Genomic DNA, 15,391 nt, shown 5'->3' on the forward strand with positions numbered 1-15,391 from the left:
ATGGCCACTGCCGACAGCAACACCGCAACTGAACAAACCAAGGACAACAACCCACGCAAACGCAAAGTGATGCTGATCGGCCTGGCACTGATCGTCATCCTCGGTATCGTCGGCGTGTGGGGCTGGTATGAGCTCTACGGCCGCTTCAACGAAAGCACCGACGACGCCTATGTGAACGGCAACGTGGTGGAAATCACCCCGCTGGTGACCGGTACCGTGGTGAGCATCGGCGCCGACGATGGCGATTTGGTCCATGAAGGCCAGGTGCTGATCAACTTCGACCCGAACGACGCGGCCGTCGGCCTGCAAAGCGCCCAGGCCAACCTGGCCCGCACGGTGCGTCAGGTGCGTGGTTTGTACAGCAACGTCGATGGCATGAAGGCCCAGGTCAATGCGCAGAAAGCCGATGTGCAAACGGCCCAGGACAACTTCAACCGCCGTAAAACCCTGGCCCAGGGCGGGGCGATTTCCCAGGAAGAACTGTCCCACGCCCGTGACAGCCTGACGGCGGCGAAAAACGCCCTGACCAACCTTGAGCAGCAACTCAAGACCAGCAACGCGCTGGTGGATGACACCGTGATCTCGTCCCACCCGGACGTGCAGGCCGCCGCCGCGCAATTGCGCCAGGCGTACCTGACCAATGCACGCAGCACCCTGATTGCCCCGGTCACCGGCTACGTGGCCAAGCGCACCGTGCAACTGGGCCAGCGCGTACAACCCGGCACGGCGTTGATGGCGGTGATCCCACTCAACCAGCTGTGGATCGACGCCAACTTCAAGGAAACCCAACTGCGCGATATGCGCATTGGCCAGCCGGTGGACATCGAGTCGGACATTTACGGCAGTGACGTAAAGTACAGCGGTACCGTGGACAGCCTTGGCGCCGGTACCGGCAGCGCATTTGCCCTGCTGCCGGCGCAGAACGCCACCGGTAACTGGATCAAGATCGTGCAACGGGTGCCGGTGCGCATCCACATCAACGCCGACGAGTTGGCCAAACACCCGCTGCGCGTGGGCTTGAGCACCGTGGTCAATGTGGACCTGCACGACCAGAGCGGCCCGGTCCTGGCGCAACAGGCGCCGCAAAAGGCGTCGTTCACCACCAATGTGTATGACCGCCAATTGGCCGAGGCGGACGCCATGATCAACCAGTTGATCCATGACAACAGCACCGCCGCGCCCAAGGCTGCGCAACGCTGATGAGCAATAACGCCTCCTTCACGCCACCCAGCCTGTTGATGGCCACTATTGGCCTGTCGCTGGCGACCTTTATGCAGGTGCTCGACACCACCATCGCCAACGTGGCGCTGCCGACTATTTCCGGCAACCTCGGCGTGAGTTCGGAGCAGGGCACCTGGGTCATCACCTCGTTTGCGGTGAGCAACGCCATCGCGTTGCCACTCACCGGTTGGCTGAGCCGCCGGTTTGGCGAGGTGAAGCTGTTTTTGTGGGCGACGATGCTGTTTGTGCTGGCGTCGTTCCTCTGTGGTATTTCCACCTCGATGCCCGAGCTGATCGCCTTTCGGGTCGTGCAAGGCCTGGTGGCCGGGCCGCTGTACCCGATGACGCAGACGCTACTGATCGCGGTCTACCCACCGGCGAGGCGCGGCATGGCCCTGGCGTTATTGGCGATGGTCACGGTGGTGGCGCCGATTGCCGGTCCCATCCTCGGCGGCTGGATCACCGACAGCTACAGCTGGCCGTGGATCTTCTTTATCAACGTGCCCATCGGCATCTTTGCGGTGATGGTGGTGCGTTCGCAACTGAAGAAACGCCCGGTGGAGACCAGCTACCAACCCATGGACTACGTGGGGCTGCTGAGCCTGATCGTGGGGGTTGGCGCCTTGCAGATCATCCTCGACAAGGGCAATGACCTGGATTGGTTTGAATCCAACTTCATCATCATTGGTGCCGCGATTTCGGTGATTGCCCTGGCGGTGTTCATCATCTGGGAGATGACCGACAAGCACCCGGTGGTGAATCTGCGGCTGTTCGCCTACCGCAACTTCCGCATCGGCACCATCGTGTTGATCCTGGGTTACGCAGGCTTCTTCGGCATCAACCTGATCCTGCCGCAATGGTTGCAGACCCAGATGGGCTACACGGCCACGTGGGCGGGCCTGGCGGTGGCGCCGATCGGCATCCTGCCGGTGCTGATGTCGCCGTTTGTCGGCAAATACGCGCACAAGTTCGACCTGCGCCTGCTGGCAGGCCTGGCGTTCCTGGCGATTGGCTTGAGCTGCTTTATGCGTGCGGGTTTCACCAATGAGGTGGACTTCACGCACATCGCGATGGTGCAGCTGTTCATGGGCATCGGCGTGGCGCTGTTCTTCATGCCGACCTTGAGCATCCTGATGTCCGACCTGCCGCCCAACCAGATTGCCGACGGTGCGGGCCTGGCGACGTTCCTGCGGACCCTGGGCGGCAGCTTTGCGGCCTCGCTGACCACCTGGATCTGGATTCGCCGGGCGGACCAGCACCATGCGTACATGAGCGAAAACATGACCACCTACGACTCGGCGACCCGCGATGCGTTGCAGGCGCTGGGTGGGGCAGGTCACAAGGCGTATGCGCAACTGGACCAGATCCTCACCAGCCAGGCGTACATGATGTCCACCGTGGATTACTTCACGTTGCTGGGGTGGATGTTCATGGGGTTGATGTTGCTGGTGTGGTTGGCCAAGCCGCCGTTTGGCGCCAAGGCTGGGCCGGAAGCCTCAGGCCACTAGTTCGGAGGCTGCCCATGCTTTTGTAGTGAGCGGGCTTGCCCCGCGCGAGGCAAGCTCGCTCACTACAAAAAGCCAGCCAGGTGCAGTCGGTTCAGGCGCCGGGCAACGCCAATTGCGGGTTCACAAAATCAAACGCCGTCAATTGAAACCCGTGCTCATCCACCTGCAACGCCCACCCTTGCTTATCCCAATCCCCCAGCACAATACGCTTGGCCGCCTGTTCACCAATCTGCAACTTGTGAATGGCGGGGCGGTGAGTATGGCCGTGGACCAGGGTGCGCACGCCAAATTGCTGCATCACCCGCGGCACTTCTTCGGGCGTCACATCCACAATATCGTTGGCCTTCATGCGCGTCTGCGCACGGCTTTCACTGCGCAGCTTGCGCGCCAGCTTGTGCCGGGTGCGCAACGGCAGGTGGCGCAGGATAAACAGCACAATCGGGTTACGCAGGATGCGCCGCAGCTTCATATAGCCGACGTCGCGGGTGCACAGGCTGTCGCCGTGCATCAACAGCACAGGTTCGCCATGGAGCTGCACGACACTCGGGTCCTTGAGCAAGGTGGCACCGGCTGCTGTGCAGAACGCCTTGCCGATCAGGAAGTCGCGATTGCCATGCATGATAAAAATCGGGGTGCCGCTGTCGCTTAGCTCGCGCAGGGCTGCGCAAATCGAGCGCTGGAACGGTGTCATCCCATCGTCGCCAATCCAGGCTTCAAAGAAGTCCCCCAGAATGTACAACGCCTGGGCGCCACGGGCGCGGCCATGGAGCAGATCCAGAAACGCCCGGGTGATGTCCGGGCGCTCCTCTTCCAGATGCAAGTCTGAAATCAGCAATATCACCCAACGATCTCGGCTTTCTCGACGATAACGTCTTCTACCGGCACGTCCTGGTGACCTGCTTTGCTGGTGGTCTGCACGCCTTTGATCTTGTCAACGACGTCCTGGCCTTCGGTCACTTTGCCGAATACCGCGTAGCCCCAGCCCTGCACGTTCTTGCCGCTGTGGTTCAGGAACGCGTTGTCGGCCACGTTGATGAAGAACTGCGCGGAGGCCGAATGCGGCTCCATGGTACGGGCCATGGCGACGGTGTACTTGTCGTTGGAAAGGCCGTTGTCCGCTTCGTTCTGGATGCTTGGGCGCTTGTCTTTCTTTTCTTTCATGCCAGGTTCGAAACCGCCGCCCTGGACCATGAAGTTGCCGATGACACGGTGGAAAACGGTGTTTTCGTAGTGGCCGGCTTTAACGTACTCGATGAAGTTGGCGACCGTGATCGGGGCTTTCTCGGCGTTCAGCTCGATGACGATGTCACCGTGGTTGGTGGTCAGTTTGACTTGAGTCATGTTCACTACTCTTTTCAGGGAATTCGTGGGTTTGGGTGCCTGGGCACCACGACCGGTATGGCGAAATTGCGGCCAAGACGCGCAGTTTAGCGTGCCTTGCAGGAATTTCGAGGTGGTTTTTTACCGCCTATGCAATAAATGCAGCCGTTTTCAGTGCTTCTCTGTCAGGTGCTTGACAGCATCGGCTATGATATCGCCTTTGTTTTGTCGGCCTAGCCCGGCCACGTACTTGTCTGTTCAAGGATCCTATGAGCAAGCCCACTGTCGACCCTACCTCGAATGCCAAGGCCGGACCTGCCGTCCCGGTCAATTTCCTGCGCCCGATCATCCAGGCGGACCTGGATTCGGGCAAGCACACGCAGATCGTCACCCGCTTCCCGCCAGAGCCCAACGGCTACCTGCACATCGGTCACGCCAAGTCGATCTGTGTGAACTTCGGCCTGGCCCAGGAGTTTGGTGGCGTCACGCACCTGCGTTTCGACGACACCAACCCGGCCAAGGAAGACCAGGAATACATCGACGCCATCGAAAGCGACATCAAGTGGCTGGGTTTCGAGTGGTCCGGTGAAGTGCGCTATGCGTCCAAGTATTTCGACCAGTTGTTTGACTGGGCGGTCGAGCTGATCAAGGCCGGCAAGGCCTACGTCGACGATCTGACCCCCGAACAAGCCAAGGAATACCGTGGCACCCTGACCGAACCGGGCAAGAACAGCCCGTTCCGCGACCGTTCGGTGGAAGAGAACCTCGACTGGTTCGCCCGCATGCGCGCCGGTGAGTTCCCGGACGGCGCTCGCGTACTGCGTGCCAAGATCGACATGGCCTCGCCGAACATGAACCTGCGCGACCCGATCATGTACCGCATCCGCCATGCCCATCACCACCAGACCGGTGACAAGTGGTGCATCTACCCCAACTACGACTTCACCCACGGTCAGTCCGACGCCATCGAAGGCATCACCCACTCCATCTGCACCCTGGAGTTCGAAAGCCATCGCCCATTGTATGAGTGGTTCCTCGACAGCCTGCCGGTACCGGCGCACCCGCGTCAGTACGAATTCAGCCGCCTGAACCTGAACTACACCATCACCAGCAAGCGCAAGCTCAAGCAACTGGTCGATGAAAAGCACGTGCATGGCTGGGATGACCCGCGCATGTCGACGCTGTCGGGCTTCCGCCGTCGTGGCTACACGCCTGCGTCGATCCGCAACTTCTGCGACATGGTCGGCACCAACCGTTCCGACGGCGTGGTTGACTTCGGCATGCTCGAATTCAGCATCCGCCAGGACCTCGACGCGAACGCCCCGCGCGCCATGTGCGTGCTGCGTCCGTTGAAAGTCGTGATCACCAACTACCCGGAAGACAAAGTCGAGCACCTCGAACTGCCGCGTCATCCGCAAAAAGAAGAACTCGGCGTGCGCAAGCTGCCGTTCGCCCGTGAAATCTACATCGACCGCGATGACTTCATGGAAGAACCGCCAAAAGGCTACAAGCGCCTGGAGCCAAACGGCGAAGTGCGCCTGCGTGGCAGCTACGTGATCCGTGCCGATGAAGCGATCAAGGACGCCGATGGCAACATCGTCGAACTGCGTTGCTCGTACGACCCGGAAACCCTCGGCAAGAACCCTGAAGGCCGCAAGGTCAAGGGCGTGGTCCACTGGGTGCCTGCGGCTGCCAGCATCGAGTGCGAAGTGCGCTTGTACGATCGTCTGTTCCGCTCGCCGAACCCTGAAAAGGCCGAAGACAGCGCGAGTTTCCTCGACAACATCAACCCTGACTCCCTGCAAGTCCTTACGGGTTGTCGTGCGGAGCCCTCGTTGGCCGACGCACAGCCGGAAGACCGTTTCCAGTTCGAGCGCGAAGGTTACTTCTGCGCGGATATCAAGGACTCGAAACCCGGTCAGCCGGTATTCAACCGTACCGTGACCTTGCGTGATTCGTGGGGCCAGTGAAGCCTTTGGCGGCTTTGCGTAGAAAGAAGGAAATGTCGTGCTAACGATCTACAACACACTCAGCAAGACCAAAGAAGTCTTCAAACCGCTGGATGGCAACAAGGTGCGCATGTACGTGTGCGGCATGACCGTGTACGACTACTGCCACATCGGCCACGGCCGCAGCATGGTTGCCTTCGACCTGGTGACCCGCTGGTTGCGTTTCAGCGGCTACGACTTGACGTACGTGCGCAACATCACCGACATCGACGACAAGATCATCAACCGCGCCAATGAAAACGGCGAGTCGTTCGACGCGCTGACCGAGCGCATGATCGCCGCGATGCACGAGGATGAGGCGCGCCTCAACATCCTCAAGCCGGACATGGAGCCACGCGCCACGGACCACATTCCGGGCATGCACGCGATGATCCAGACCCTGATCGACAAGGGTTACGCCTACGCCCCAGGCAATGGCGACGTGTACTACCGCGTCGCCAAATTCATGGGCTACGGCAAGCTGTCGCGCAAAAAAATCGAAGACCTGCGCATCGGCGCCCGCATCGAAGTCGACGAAGCCAAGCAAGACCCGCTCGACTTCGTGCTGTGGAAAGGCACCAAGCCCGGCGAGCCGAGCTGGGAGTCGCCGTGGGGCGCTGGGCGTCCGGGCTGGCACATCGAATGCTCGGTGATGTCCACCTGCTGCCTGGGCGAAACTTTCGACATTCATGGCGGCGGCAGCGACCTCGAGTTCCCGCACCACGAAAACGAAATCGCCCAGAGCGAAGCCGCCACCGGCAAGACCTACGCCAACGCCTGGATGCACTGCGGCATGATCCGCATCAATGGCGAGAAGATGTCCAAGTCCTTGAACAACTTCTTCACCATTCGCGACGTGCTGGAAAAGTACCACCCGGAAGTCGTGCGTTACCTGCTGGTGTCGAGCCATTACCGCAGCGCCATCAACTACTCGGAAGACAACCTCAAGGACGCCAAAGGTGCCCTGGAACGTTTCTACCACGCGTTGAAAGGCCTGCCCGCCGTGGCGCCGGCTGGCGGCGAAGCCTTCGTGGCACGGTTTACCGAAGTCATGAACGACGATTTCGGCACCCCGGAAGCCTGCGCCGTGTTGTTCGAGATGGTGCGTGAGATCAACCGCCTGCGCGAGAGCGATCTCGACGCGGCGGCGGGTCTAGCGGCACGCTTGAAAGAGCTGGCCAGCGTGCTGGGCGTGTTGCAGATGGAAGCCGATGACTTCCTGCAAGCCGGCGCCGAAGGGCGTGTGGATGCGGCTGAAGTGGATGCGCTGATCCAGGCGCGTCTGGCTGCTCGTACCAATAAAGACTGGGCGGAGTCCGACCGTATCCGTGACCAACTGACCGCGATGGGTGTGGTGTTGGAAGACGGCAAGGGTGGGACGACGTGGCGGTTGGCTGATCAGGCCTGATCGGTAAACGCTGAACAAAAACGCCCCGACTGGTTCGGGGCGTTTTTTTGCACACTGTTTAACGTTTCACTCGATCCACTGTGGGAGCTGGCTTGCCTGCGATGAGCATAGGTATCTACACATCTTGAGGGAGCCCCTCTGCGTAGCAGCTGTCGAGCCCCGGCGAGGCTGCGTTTGCGGGCTGTCTGACGCACCGCTGACGCAGCCTCGCCAGGGCTCGACAGCTGCTACGCAATTTCACGTTGAAGATGTGTAGATACTTATGCTGCGATGAGGGAGTGTCAGTCATCGAAGATGTTGACTGACCCACCGTAATCGCAGGCAAGCCAGCTCCCACATTTTTTACCGTGCCCACTTTGCGAACTCTTCAATTTCAGATTTATGTGTGAGTTGGATGGTCTTTGAGGCTTAGTGTTTTATCCACCATTAGCTGGATCCCCTCCAGCATCCGACACATTCCCAAGGCCACGCTGCGAGGATTGCCGTCGATCTCAAAAGCCAAATGGCTTGCCAGCGCTTGAACCGAGGCAAGATCCTCCGACGCGTTGACCAGCAGCGTCTCGACGTCTAATCCTTCGCGTACGGTAAATAAACTATGGTCCTCAGTAGAAGGCTCTGGTTTCTCAGGTGGGTTCAGATAGTGGTTGATTGCTCGATGAGCCGCAGTATGAAACGCGGCTGAGTCTGACGGCGGATTCGGACTGTCTTTGATCATGACGAAGCTCCTAGAGTATTGGAGCCACCACCCATCGCTGCGAAACGATACCGGGGTGGCAGCTGTACGCAGGTTCGCAGACCGGGACTCTAGGCACCCGGCATACCCGAAGGTATCCCGCGCACAGCCGCCATAACATCAGGCATAAAAAAGCGCCCGCTATCTTGAGGTGGACGCTGTGCGTCTAGAGTTTAACCGGGCTGCGAAACCCGGTCGCTGAGTTTTCAGCGACCACCGAAGATTAGGGCGTCATCTTCCGAGGGGCAACCTTAGAACGCTGTCGGAAATTTCCGGGAGCTGATGCCTGAGCATCAGCGCTTGTCAGTGACTTCGTACCGACTCTGAACAAATCCATTCTCCGACACATACGTGCCGATATGGCGAAGATCATGCTCGTTGCCGACCTGGCTGAAAAATGGAATCCCTTGCCCCAGCAGCACCGGAATACGCGTAATGATCAGCTCGTTGATCAGCCCTGAGTCTAGAAACGCCTGGATCGTTTGGCCACCATCGATATAGAGATGCTTCATGCCGCGTTCGGCTAACTGTGCCACCAGCGCGATTGGGTCCAGGGACATCACCTCGACCTTGCCCTGCAAATACGTCGGGATTTCTACGGCCTGGTGAGAAAGGGCGATGACCGGCATACCCTCATAGGGCCACTCCGCAAACGACAGGACTTTTTCCAGGGTTTTGCGGCCCATCACCAGCGCATCAACCGTCGCGATGAAGCTTTCATACGTCAGGCCGTTCAACGCTGCCAGCTCATATTCCGGCCGGTGCAGCCACTCGATATCGCCATCTGGCCGGGCGATAAAGCCGTCAATGCTTGCGGCGATAAACACGGAACACTTGATATCCATGATGGGAATTCCTTTTCCTGATGTCCGAAAGACGTCCCCGGCACACATCCGATCTCGCGCCTGGCACCCATTCAAATGTGGGAGCTGGCTTGCCTGCGATGAGGGCGTGTCAGTCACCGAAAATGTTGACTGACCCACCGCAATCGCAGGCCAGCCAGCTCCCACATTTTTACGCTGCCCACTTGAGGGATCAGCGGCGGCTGCTGACCTCGGCGGGGACGTCGTCACCGGCCATGCGCTTGCGGAACAGTCCGGTGCGGGCCAATAGCAATGTGGTCACTGGCACCGTGATCGACAACAAAATCGGAATCAACCACCCGTGCAACACCGGCCCGGATTTGAGCACCGAAAAGTAGATAATCGACGCCAATGCTACACACCACGCGCCTAATGTCGAAGCCAGTGCCGGTGGGTGCATGCGTTGAAAAAAGTCCTTCATCCGCAGTAATCCAATCGCGCCAATCAATGCAAACACACTGCTCAACACCAGCAGCACCGCCACGATCACTTCCACCCATAACGGCATCATTCAATCACCTCGCCACGCAGCAGGAATTTCGCCAGGGCAAACGAGCCGACGAAGCCGAACAGCGCGATCAACAGCGCCGCTTCAAAGTAGGTGTCACTCGCATACCGAATGCCCAGCACCAGCATCATCAGCATCGCCAGGATGTACAGGTAGTCCAGCGCCAGTACGCGGTCCTGTGCCGACGGGCCTTTGAACAGGCGCACCAGGGTCAGCACCATGGCCAGGGAGAACAGGAACAGGCTGAACAGGATCGCGTTGGAGAGCAGGGCGCTCATTCGAAGATCTCCATCAGGGGCCGCTCGTAGGTGGTCTTGAAGTGCTCGATAAACGACGCTTCGTCCTCGAGGTCAAACACGTGCAGCAGGAGGATGCTGCGGTCCAGCGCCAGTTCCGACCAGATGGTGCCGGGCACCACCGTGGTGATCATCGACAGCGCGGCCAGGCCGTTGGCGTCGCGCAGGTCCAGGGGGATCTTGATAAAGCGCGAACGCGGCGGGCGTGAACCACAGATCAATACGCCCCAGGCCACTTGCAGGTTGGAGATGATCACATCGCGACCCACCCGGAAAAACAGGCGAATGATCACACCCGGGCGGCGGATGCGAATCGGCAGCGGGCGCAGCGGTGCCATCAACAGCGGTGCAAGAAAGCCCAGTGCGGCACCCAGCAGCAGGTTGCCAGCGCTGAGTGACACGTTCAGCACCAGCCACAACAGCCACAGGGCCAGGGACAGCCACGGGGCAGGGAACAGTCGCTTCATGGCTGCACCTCCAACGCGGCGGTCTTGGCTTCAGGGCTGGGGACGGGACGTGTTGCCATGACGGCCATCACGTAGCGTTCCGGGTTGTTCAGGCTGGCGGCGGTGGCCTGGGTGTAGCGCATCAGCGGTTCTGCCTTGAAGGTCAGCAGGATGCTAAGGCCGAGCAGAAAGAAGATCGGCACGCACTCGTAGCGACGCAGCAGCGGTGAGGGGCGCTCTTCGGGGGTCCAGAAGCGCTGGATGCCCAGGCGCGCAAAGGCGATCAGCGAAGCCAGGCCGGAGAGGATCAACAGCGCCACAAGGCCCCAGGCAGCGGGACGGATTGGCTCGTCGACACTGACGCCCAGGCCCAGCGGATTGACCAGCGCACTCAACAAGCTGAGCTTGCCGATAAACCCGGACAACGGCGGCATGCCGATAATCAGCAGCGCGCAGGCGACAAAACTCAAGCCGAGGAACGCCATGGTCCACGGAATCACCTGGCCGACGACGGCTTTCTGCTCATCATCCAGGTTGACGCCGGGGCGCGGATGCAGGGATTCCATGGCCTTGGGCAGCGCATCGATTTCTTCGTCCAGCGGCAAATCGTTGGCCGAACGCGAACGCTCGATCAGCTCAGCCAGCAGGAACAGCGCGCTTAACGCCAAGGTGGAGCTGACCAGATAGAACAGCGCGCCAGCAGTCAGGCTCGGCTGGGCGAAGCCTACCGCCGACAGCAGAATGCCGGCTGACACCAGAATGCTCAGGCTGGCCATGCGCTCTAGACGCTGCGCCGCCACCATCGCCAGCGCCGCGCAGATGATGGTCGCCATGCCGCCATACACCAGCCAGTCGCCGCCAAACAGCGCTGACGCACCGGCCTGGCCGGAGAACAGCAGGGTCCACAGGCGTAGCACGGTGTACACGCCAACCTTGGTCATGATCGCAAACATCGCCGCCACCGGCGCACTGGCCGAGGAGTAGGCCGGGGCCAGCCAGAAGTTCAGCGGCCACATGCCGGCCTTGGCCAGGAACGCGGTGGCGAGGATCGCCGCACCGGCATGCAGCAGGCCGCGATCGGCTTCCGGCACCAGCGGGATTTTCAGCGCCAGGTCGGCGAAGTTCAGTGTGCCGGTGACGCCATAGATCATCGCCGCGCCAATCAGAAACAGCGACGACGCCAGCAGGTTGATTGCGATGTAATGCAGCCCCGACGACACCCGCGCGCGGCCGGAACCGTGCAGCATCAAACCGTAAGACGCCGCCAGCAACACTTCGAAGAACACGAACAGATTGAACAGGTCCGCGGTGAGAAACGCACCATACAACCCCATCATCTGGATCTGGAACAGTGCATGGAAACTGGTGCCCGCACGGTCCCAGCGGGCCATGGCGAACAGCAGCGCGCTCACGCCGATGATCCCGGTGAGCACCAGCATCAGCGCCGACAGTTGGTCCACCACCAGCACGATGCCAAACGGCACTTGCCAGTTGCCCGGCAGGTACACGCCGATCGAGCCGGGGCCGCCTTTTTGCGTCCAGTACAGCAGCAGAATGGCAACGCCCAGGCCAAGCATGCTCGAGACCAGGTTGATCTGCGCCTTCAGCGGGCGACGTTTTTCACCCAGCATCAGCATCAGCGCGGCGGTGAGCAATGGCAGCAGGATCGGTGCGACGATCAGTTGGTTGACCCAATTCATTCCTTGGGCTCCCGGCCATCAACATGGTCAGTACCGGTCAGGCCACGCGAGGCCAGCAGCACCACCAGAAACAGCGCGGTCATGGCGAAGCTGATCACGATCGCCGTGAGCACCAGCGCCTGGGGCAGCGGGTCGGTGTAGTTGAGCAGGTCCTGCGGCACGCCGTCCTTGATGATCGGCTCTTTACCGATAAACAGGCTGCCCATGCTGAAAATGAACAGGTTGACCCCATATGACAGCAGGCACAGGCCCATCACCACCTGGAACGTCCGTGGCCGCAGGATCAGCCAGACGCCGGAAGCGGCCAGGACTCCAATGGCAATTGCGATGACTTCTTCCATCAGGCGGCTCCTTCTGTTGCAGCAACGACCTTGGCCTGGTTGCTCGGTTTATGCGCTCGCACCGACTGGTGACCGAGGGCAGTGAGCATCAGCAGCGTCGAACCGACGACCATGGCGTACACGCCGACGTCGAAGAACAGCGCGCTGGCGACATGAATATCGCCCAGCACCGGCAGGCTGAAATGCCAGGTGTGCGTGGTGAGGAACGGGTACCCGGCAAACAATGCGCCCAGGCCCGTCAAGGTCGCGGCGAGCAGGCCGAAGCCCATCCAGCGCATCGGCCGCAGGCTCATCTGCGCCTCCACCCACTGCGTTCCGGCGACCATGTATTGCAGGATAAACGCCACCGACATCACCAACCCGGCGACAAACCCGCCGCCCGGCTGGTTATGGCCGCGCATGAACAGGTAGAACGACACCACCAGCGCAATCGGCAATAGCAGGCGCACCAGCACCGCCGGCACCATCATGAAGCCCAGGGCGGTATCGCTGGCCTGGCGCGGGTTGACCAGGTCGGTGGCCACGTCCGGCGCGAGTTGGCGCTGTTGCGCGGGCAGCTGCATGCTTTCCCTGGACGGGCGGAAGCGCCGCAGCAGGGCGTACACGGTCAGCGCCACGGCGCCGAGCACAGTGATTTCGCCGAGGGTATCGAAGCCACGGAAGTCCACCAGCATCACATTGACCACATTGCTGCCGCCGCCTTCGGGCAGGGCGCGGCTCAGGTAGAACGAGGAGATATCGTTGGGCGTCTGGCGCGTCAGCATCGCATAGGACAGCAATGCCATGCCGCCGCCGACAACGGTGGACAGCAGGAAGTCGCGCAGACGACGGATGCGTGCCTTGCGCAGCGAACTGGGCAGTGGCGACACTTCTTCGATCCGCCTTGGCAACCAGCGCAGCCCCAGCAGGATCAGCACCGTGGTGACCACTTCGACCACCAGTTGGGTCAACGCCAGGTCCGGCGCCGAGAACCACACAAAGGTGACGCAGGTCATCAGGCCGCACACGCTGACCATGGTCAGGGCCGCCAGCCGGTGATACTTGGCTTGCCAGGCGGCACCGAGGGCGCAGGCGATCGCCAGCAGCCACAGGGTCACAAACACGATGGAGCCCGGGATTTTCGGCCGGTCGCCCCAACTGAGGCCACTGTTGATCATCGGGATCATGCCGCCGATGACCGCCACCAGCACCAGCAGAAACAGCTGGGTCTGCAGGCGCTTGGTGCTGATGCGTTTTTCGATCTTGCGCACGCCGCGCATCATCACCACCAGGCAGCGCTCAAAGCCGCGCTTGCCATTGAAGTAGCTGATGACGGGCGGGTATTTGAAGCGGCCCAACTTGAGTTGCTTGCGCAGAAGCAGGTAAAGCACCACCCCGCCGGACATGGCCACCAGGCTCATGATCATCGGCGCGTTCCAGCCGTGCCAGATCGCGAGGCTGTACTCCGGCAGCACACCGCCCACCACGGGCAAGGCGGCGGCAGCGAGGATAGAGCCGACGACCTGAGCCGGGAAAATCCCCACCAGCAGGCAAGTAAACACCAGCAGCTCAACCGGGGCGCGCATCCAGCGCGGCGGCTCGTGAGGGGTGTGCGGCAGGTCTGTCGCGGTCGGGCCGAAGAACACATCCACGGTAAAGCGCAGGGCATAGGCCACGCTGAACGTACCGGCGATGGTCGCGATCAACGGCAGGGCGAATTCCACCCATTGAGTCGAGGAGATAAAGACGGTTTCGGCGAAGAACATCTCTTTGGACAGGAAGCCATTGAGTAACGGCACGCCGGCCATGGACGCACTGGCCACCATCGCCAGGGTCGCGGTAAACGGGATCAACCGCACCAACCCGCTGAGCTTGCGGATATCCCGCGTGCCGCTTTCGTGGTCGATGATGCCCGCCGCCATGAACAGCGACGCCTTGAAGGTCGCATGATTGAGAATATGGAACACCGCCGCGACGGCGGCCAGCGGGCTGTTAAGGCCCAGCAATAAGGTGATCAGCCCGAGGTGGCTGATGGTGGAGTAGGCCAGCAGGCCCTTGAGATCATTCTGGAACATGGCGCAGTAAGCGCCGAGGAGGAGGGTGAGGGCGCCGGCGCCGCCGACGATATAGAACCATTCTTCGCTGCCGGACAGCGACGGCCACAGGCGGGCCAGCAGGAACACGCCGGCTTTCACCATCGTCGCCGAATGCAGGTACGCCGACACCGGCGTGGGAGCCGCCATCGCATGGGGCAGCCAGAAGTGGAACGGGAACTGCGCGCTTTTGCTCAGGGCACCGATCAACACCAGGGCCAGCATGGCCGGGTACAGCGAATGCGCGCGAATCTGATCGCCTGCCGCCAATACCAGGTCCAGGTCATAGCTGCCGACGATATGCCCCAGCAACATCACGCCCGCCAGCAGGCACAAGCCGCCGGCGCCGGTGACCATCAGCGCCATATACGCGCCGCGCCTGGCATCGGCACGGTGGTGCCAATAGCCGATCAGCAGGAACGAGAACAGGCTGGTCAGTTCCCAGAAAAACACGATCTGGATCAGGTTGCCGGAAATCACCAGCCCGAGCATGGCGCCCATGAAGGCCAGGAAAAACGCGAAAAAGCGCGGCACCGGATCATCCGGCGACATGTAGTAACGCGCATACAGCGACACCAGCGAGCCGATGCCGAGCACCAGCATCGAGAACAGCCAGGCAAACCCATCCATGCGCAGCACGAAGTTCAGCCCAAGGCTGGGCAACCACATGAATTCTTCGCGTATCACGCCACCGTGGGCGATCTGGGGGTAGAGCAGGGCGACTTGAATGGTGCCAGCCAGCGCCACCAGGCCTGCCAGCAGGGATTCGGTGTTACGTGCATTGTGCGGCAGCAAGGCCGCCAGACAGCTGCCAATAAAAGGCAGAAGCAGTAGAACTATCAGGGACATAGGCTTCTAATCTGCGGGAGTTTGGGATGCATCATACGTGCCGCTTTCGCGATCACCAAACGGCAAGATGTGTAAGGATCCTACAAAGTAGGCCGAAAACTCCCATAACGCATTGTTTCGAGGGAGTGGGCTTTGAAG

Annotated in this window: 14 protein-coding genes; 4 read left to right on the top strand and 10 right to left on the bottom strand. The window is 60.8% G+C overall.

Annotated features, from left to right (window positions below; genetic code table 11):
- Both BFP95_RS27395 and BFP95_RS27400 read left to right on the top strand, forming a co-directional pair.
- Positions 1-1,200 (top strand): HlyD family secretion protein, encoded by a 1,200-nt coding sequence (locus BFP95_RS27395; protein ID WP_065873453.1) that lies wholly within the window; start codon positions 1-3, stop codon positions 1,198-1,200.
- Entirely contained in the window at positions 1,200-2,729 is a 1,530-nt protein-coding gene (locus tag BFP95_RS27400) for a DHA2 family efflux MFS transporter permease subunit (protein WP_065910979.1), read from the top strand. Before BFP95_RS27395 ends, BFP95_RS27400 begins: the two co-directional genes overlap by 1 nt.
- A 91-nt stretch (positions 2,730-2,820) precedes the next feature.
- Here the strand turns inward: BFP95_RS27400 and lpxH are convergent, their stop codons facing one another.
- Together lpxH and BFP95_RS27410 are read right to left on the bottom strand one after the other, a co-directional pair.
- Positions 2,821-3,570, bottom strand: coding sequence for a UDP-2,3-diacylglucosamine diphosphatase (gene lpxH, locus BFP95_RS27405; RefSeq protein WP_065873451.1), 750 nt, complete (start codon positions 3,568-3,570; stop codon positions 2,821-2,823).
- Positions 3,567-4,070, bottom strand: coding sequence for a peptidylprolyl isomerase (locus BFP95_RS27410; RefSeq protein WP_065873450.1), 504 nt, complete (start codon positions 4,068-4,070; stop codon positions 3,567-3,569). The genes lpxH and BFP95_RS27410 overlap by 4 nt, the downstream gene beginning before the upstream one ends.
- Before the next feature lie 248 nt (positions 4,071-4,318).
- Between BFP95_RS27410 and BFP95_RS27415 the strand changes: the two genes are divergently transcribed.
- Both BFP95_RS27415 and cysS read left to right on the top strand, forming a co-directional pair.
- Positions 4,319-6,019 carry a glutamine--tRNA ligase/YqeY domain fusion protein gene (locus BFP95_RS27415; protein ID WP_065881835.1) on the top strand — a complete coding sequence of 567 codons (1,701 nt, stop codon included), beginning with the start codon at positions 4,319-4,321 and terminating at the stop codon, positions 6,017-6,019.
- Positions 6,020-6,056: 37 nt separating this feature from the next.
- Entirely contained in the window at positions 6,057-7,445 is a 1,389-nt protein-coding gene (gene cysS / locus BFP95_RS27420; RefSeq protein ID WP_065873448.1) for a cysteine--tRNA ligase, read from the top strand.
- A gap of 379 nt (positions 7,446-7,824) precedes the next feature.
- Here cysS and BFP95_RS27425 read toward each other — a convergent pair whose 3' ends face one another.
- The 8 genes from BFP95_RS27425 to BFP95_RS27460 form a co-directional block, all read right to left on the bottom strand.
- Entirely contained in the window at positions 7,825-8,160 is a 336-nt protein-coding gene (locus tag BFP95_RS27425; RefSeq protein ID WP_065873447.1) for a DUF6124 family protein, read from the bottom strand.
- 311 nt (positions 8,161-8,471) lie between these two features.
- Positions 8,472-9,023 carry a dihydrofolate reductase family protein gene (locus BFP95_RS27430; RefSeq protein WP_065910980.1) on the bottom strand — a complete coding sequence of 184 codons (552 nt, stop codon included), beginning with the start codon at positions 9,021-9,023 and terminating at the stop codon, positions 8,472-8,474.
- 190 nt (positions 9,024-9,213) lie between these two features.
- On the bottom strand, positions 9,214-9,552 hold the full coding sequence (locus BFP95_RS27435) for a Na+/H+ antiporter subunit G (protein ID WP_010209506.1): 339 nt from the start codon (positions 9,550-9,552) through the stop codon (positions 9,214-9,216).
- On the bottom strand, positions 9,549-9,827 hold the full coding sequence (locus BFP95_RS27440) for a K+/H+ antiporter subunit F (protein WP_003211751.1): 279 nt from the start codon (positions 9,825-9,827) through the stop codon (positions 9,549-9,551). The genes BFP95_RS27435 and BFP95_RS27440 overlap by 4 nt, the downstream gene beginning before the upstream one ends.
- Positions 9,824-10,312 carry a Na+/H+ antiporter subunit E gene (locus tag BFP95_RS27445; RefSeq protein WP_065881838.1) on the bottom strand — a complete coding sequence of 163 codons (489 nt, stop codon included), beginning with the start codon at positions 10,310-10,312 and terminating at the stop codon, positions 9,824-9,826. The genes BFP95_RS27440 and BFP95_RS27445 overlap by 4 nt, the downstream gene beginning before the upstream one ends.
- The gene (locus tag BFP95_RS27450; RefSeq protein ID WP_065890748.1) at positions 10,309-11,991 is read right to left on the bottom strand and encodes a monovalent cation/H+ antiporter subunit D; all 1,683 of its coding nucleotides are present in this window, start codon (positions 11,989-11,991) and stop codon (positions 10,309-10,311) included. Before BFP95_RS27450 ends, BFP95_RS27445 begins: the two co-directional genes overlap by 4 nt.
- On the bottom strand, positions 11,988-12,332 hold the full coding sequence (locus BFP95_RS27455) for a Na+/H+ antiporter subunit C (RefSeq protein WP_003192163.1): 345 nt from the start codon (positions 12,330-12,332) through the stop codon (positions 11,988-11,990). The genes BFP95_RS27450 and BFP95_RS27455 overlap by 4 nt, the downstream gene beginning before the upstream one ends.
- Positions 12,332-15,253, bottom strand: a complete 2,922-nt coding sequence (locus BFP95_RS27460) for a monovalent cation/H+ antiporter subunit A (RefSeq protein ID WP_065910981.1) — start codon at positions 15,251-15,253, stop codon at positions 12,332-12,334. The genes BFP95_RS27455 and BFP95_RS27460 overlap by 1 nt, the downstream gene beginning before the upstream one ends.
- Positions 15,254-15,391 lie beyond the last annotated feature (138 nt).

This window comes from Pseudomonas sp. 58 R 12, assembly GCF_900005865.1.
GTDB lineage: Bacteria > Pseudomonadota > Gammaproteobacteria > Pseudomonadales > Pseudomonadaceae > Aquipseudomonas > Aquipseudomonas tritici.

Bases quoted from the DNA above. Each gene is read 5' to 3' on its own strand.
- BFP95_RS27395 (WP_065873453.1), top strand. From the start codon at position 1: ATGGCCACTGCCGACAGCAACACCGCAACTGAACAAACCAAGGACAAC.
- BFP95_RS27400 (WP_065910979.1), top strand. From the start codon at position 1,200: ATGAGCAATAACGCCTCCTTCACGCCACCCAGCCTGTTGATGGCCACT.
- BFP95_RS27410 (WP_065873450.1), bottom strand. From the start codon at position 4,070: ATGACTCAAGTCAAACTGACCACCAACCACGGTGACATCGTCATCGAG.
- BFP95_RS27415 (WP_065881835.1), top strand. From the start codon at position 4,319: ATGAGCAAGCCCACTGTCGACCCTACCTCGAATGCCAAGGCCGGACCT.
- BFP95_RS27425 (WP_065873447.1), bottom strand. From the start codon at position 8,160: ATGATCAAAGACAGTCCGAATCCGCCGTCAGACTCAGCCGCGTTTCAT.
- BFP95_RS27430 (WP_065910980.1), bottom strand. From the start codon at position 9,023: ATGGATATCAAGTGTTCCGTGTTTATCGCCGCAAGCATTGACGGCTTT.
- BFP95_RS27435 (WP_010209506.1), bottom strand. From the start codon at position 9,552: ATGATGCCGTTATGGGTGGAAGTGATCGTGGCGGTGCTGCTGGTGTTG.
- BFP95_RS27440 (WP_003211751.1), bottom strand. From the start codon at position 9,827: ATGAGCGCCCTGCTCTCCAACGCGATCCTGTTCAGCCTGTTCCTGTTC.
- BFP95_RS27445 (WP_065881838.1), bottom strand. From the start codon at position 10,312: ATGAAGCGACTGTTCCCTGCCCCGTGGCTGTCCCTGGCCCTGTGGCTG.
- BFP95_RS27450 (WP_065890748.1), bottom strand. From the start codon at position 11,991: ATGAATTGGGTCAACCAACTGATCGTCGCACCGATCCTGCTGCCATTG.
- BFP95_RS27455 (WP_003192163.1), bottom strand. From the start codon at position 12,332: ATGGAAGAAGTCATCGCAATTGCCATTGGAGTCCTGGCCGCTTCCGGC.
- BFP95_RS27460 (WP_065910981.1), bottom strand. From the start codon at position 15,253: ATGTCCCTGATAGTTCTACTGCTTCTGCCTTTTATTGGCAGCTGTCTG.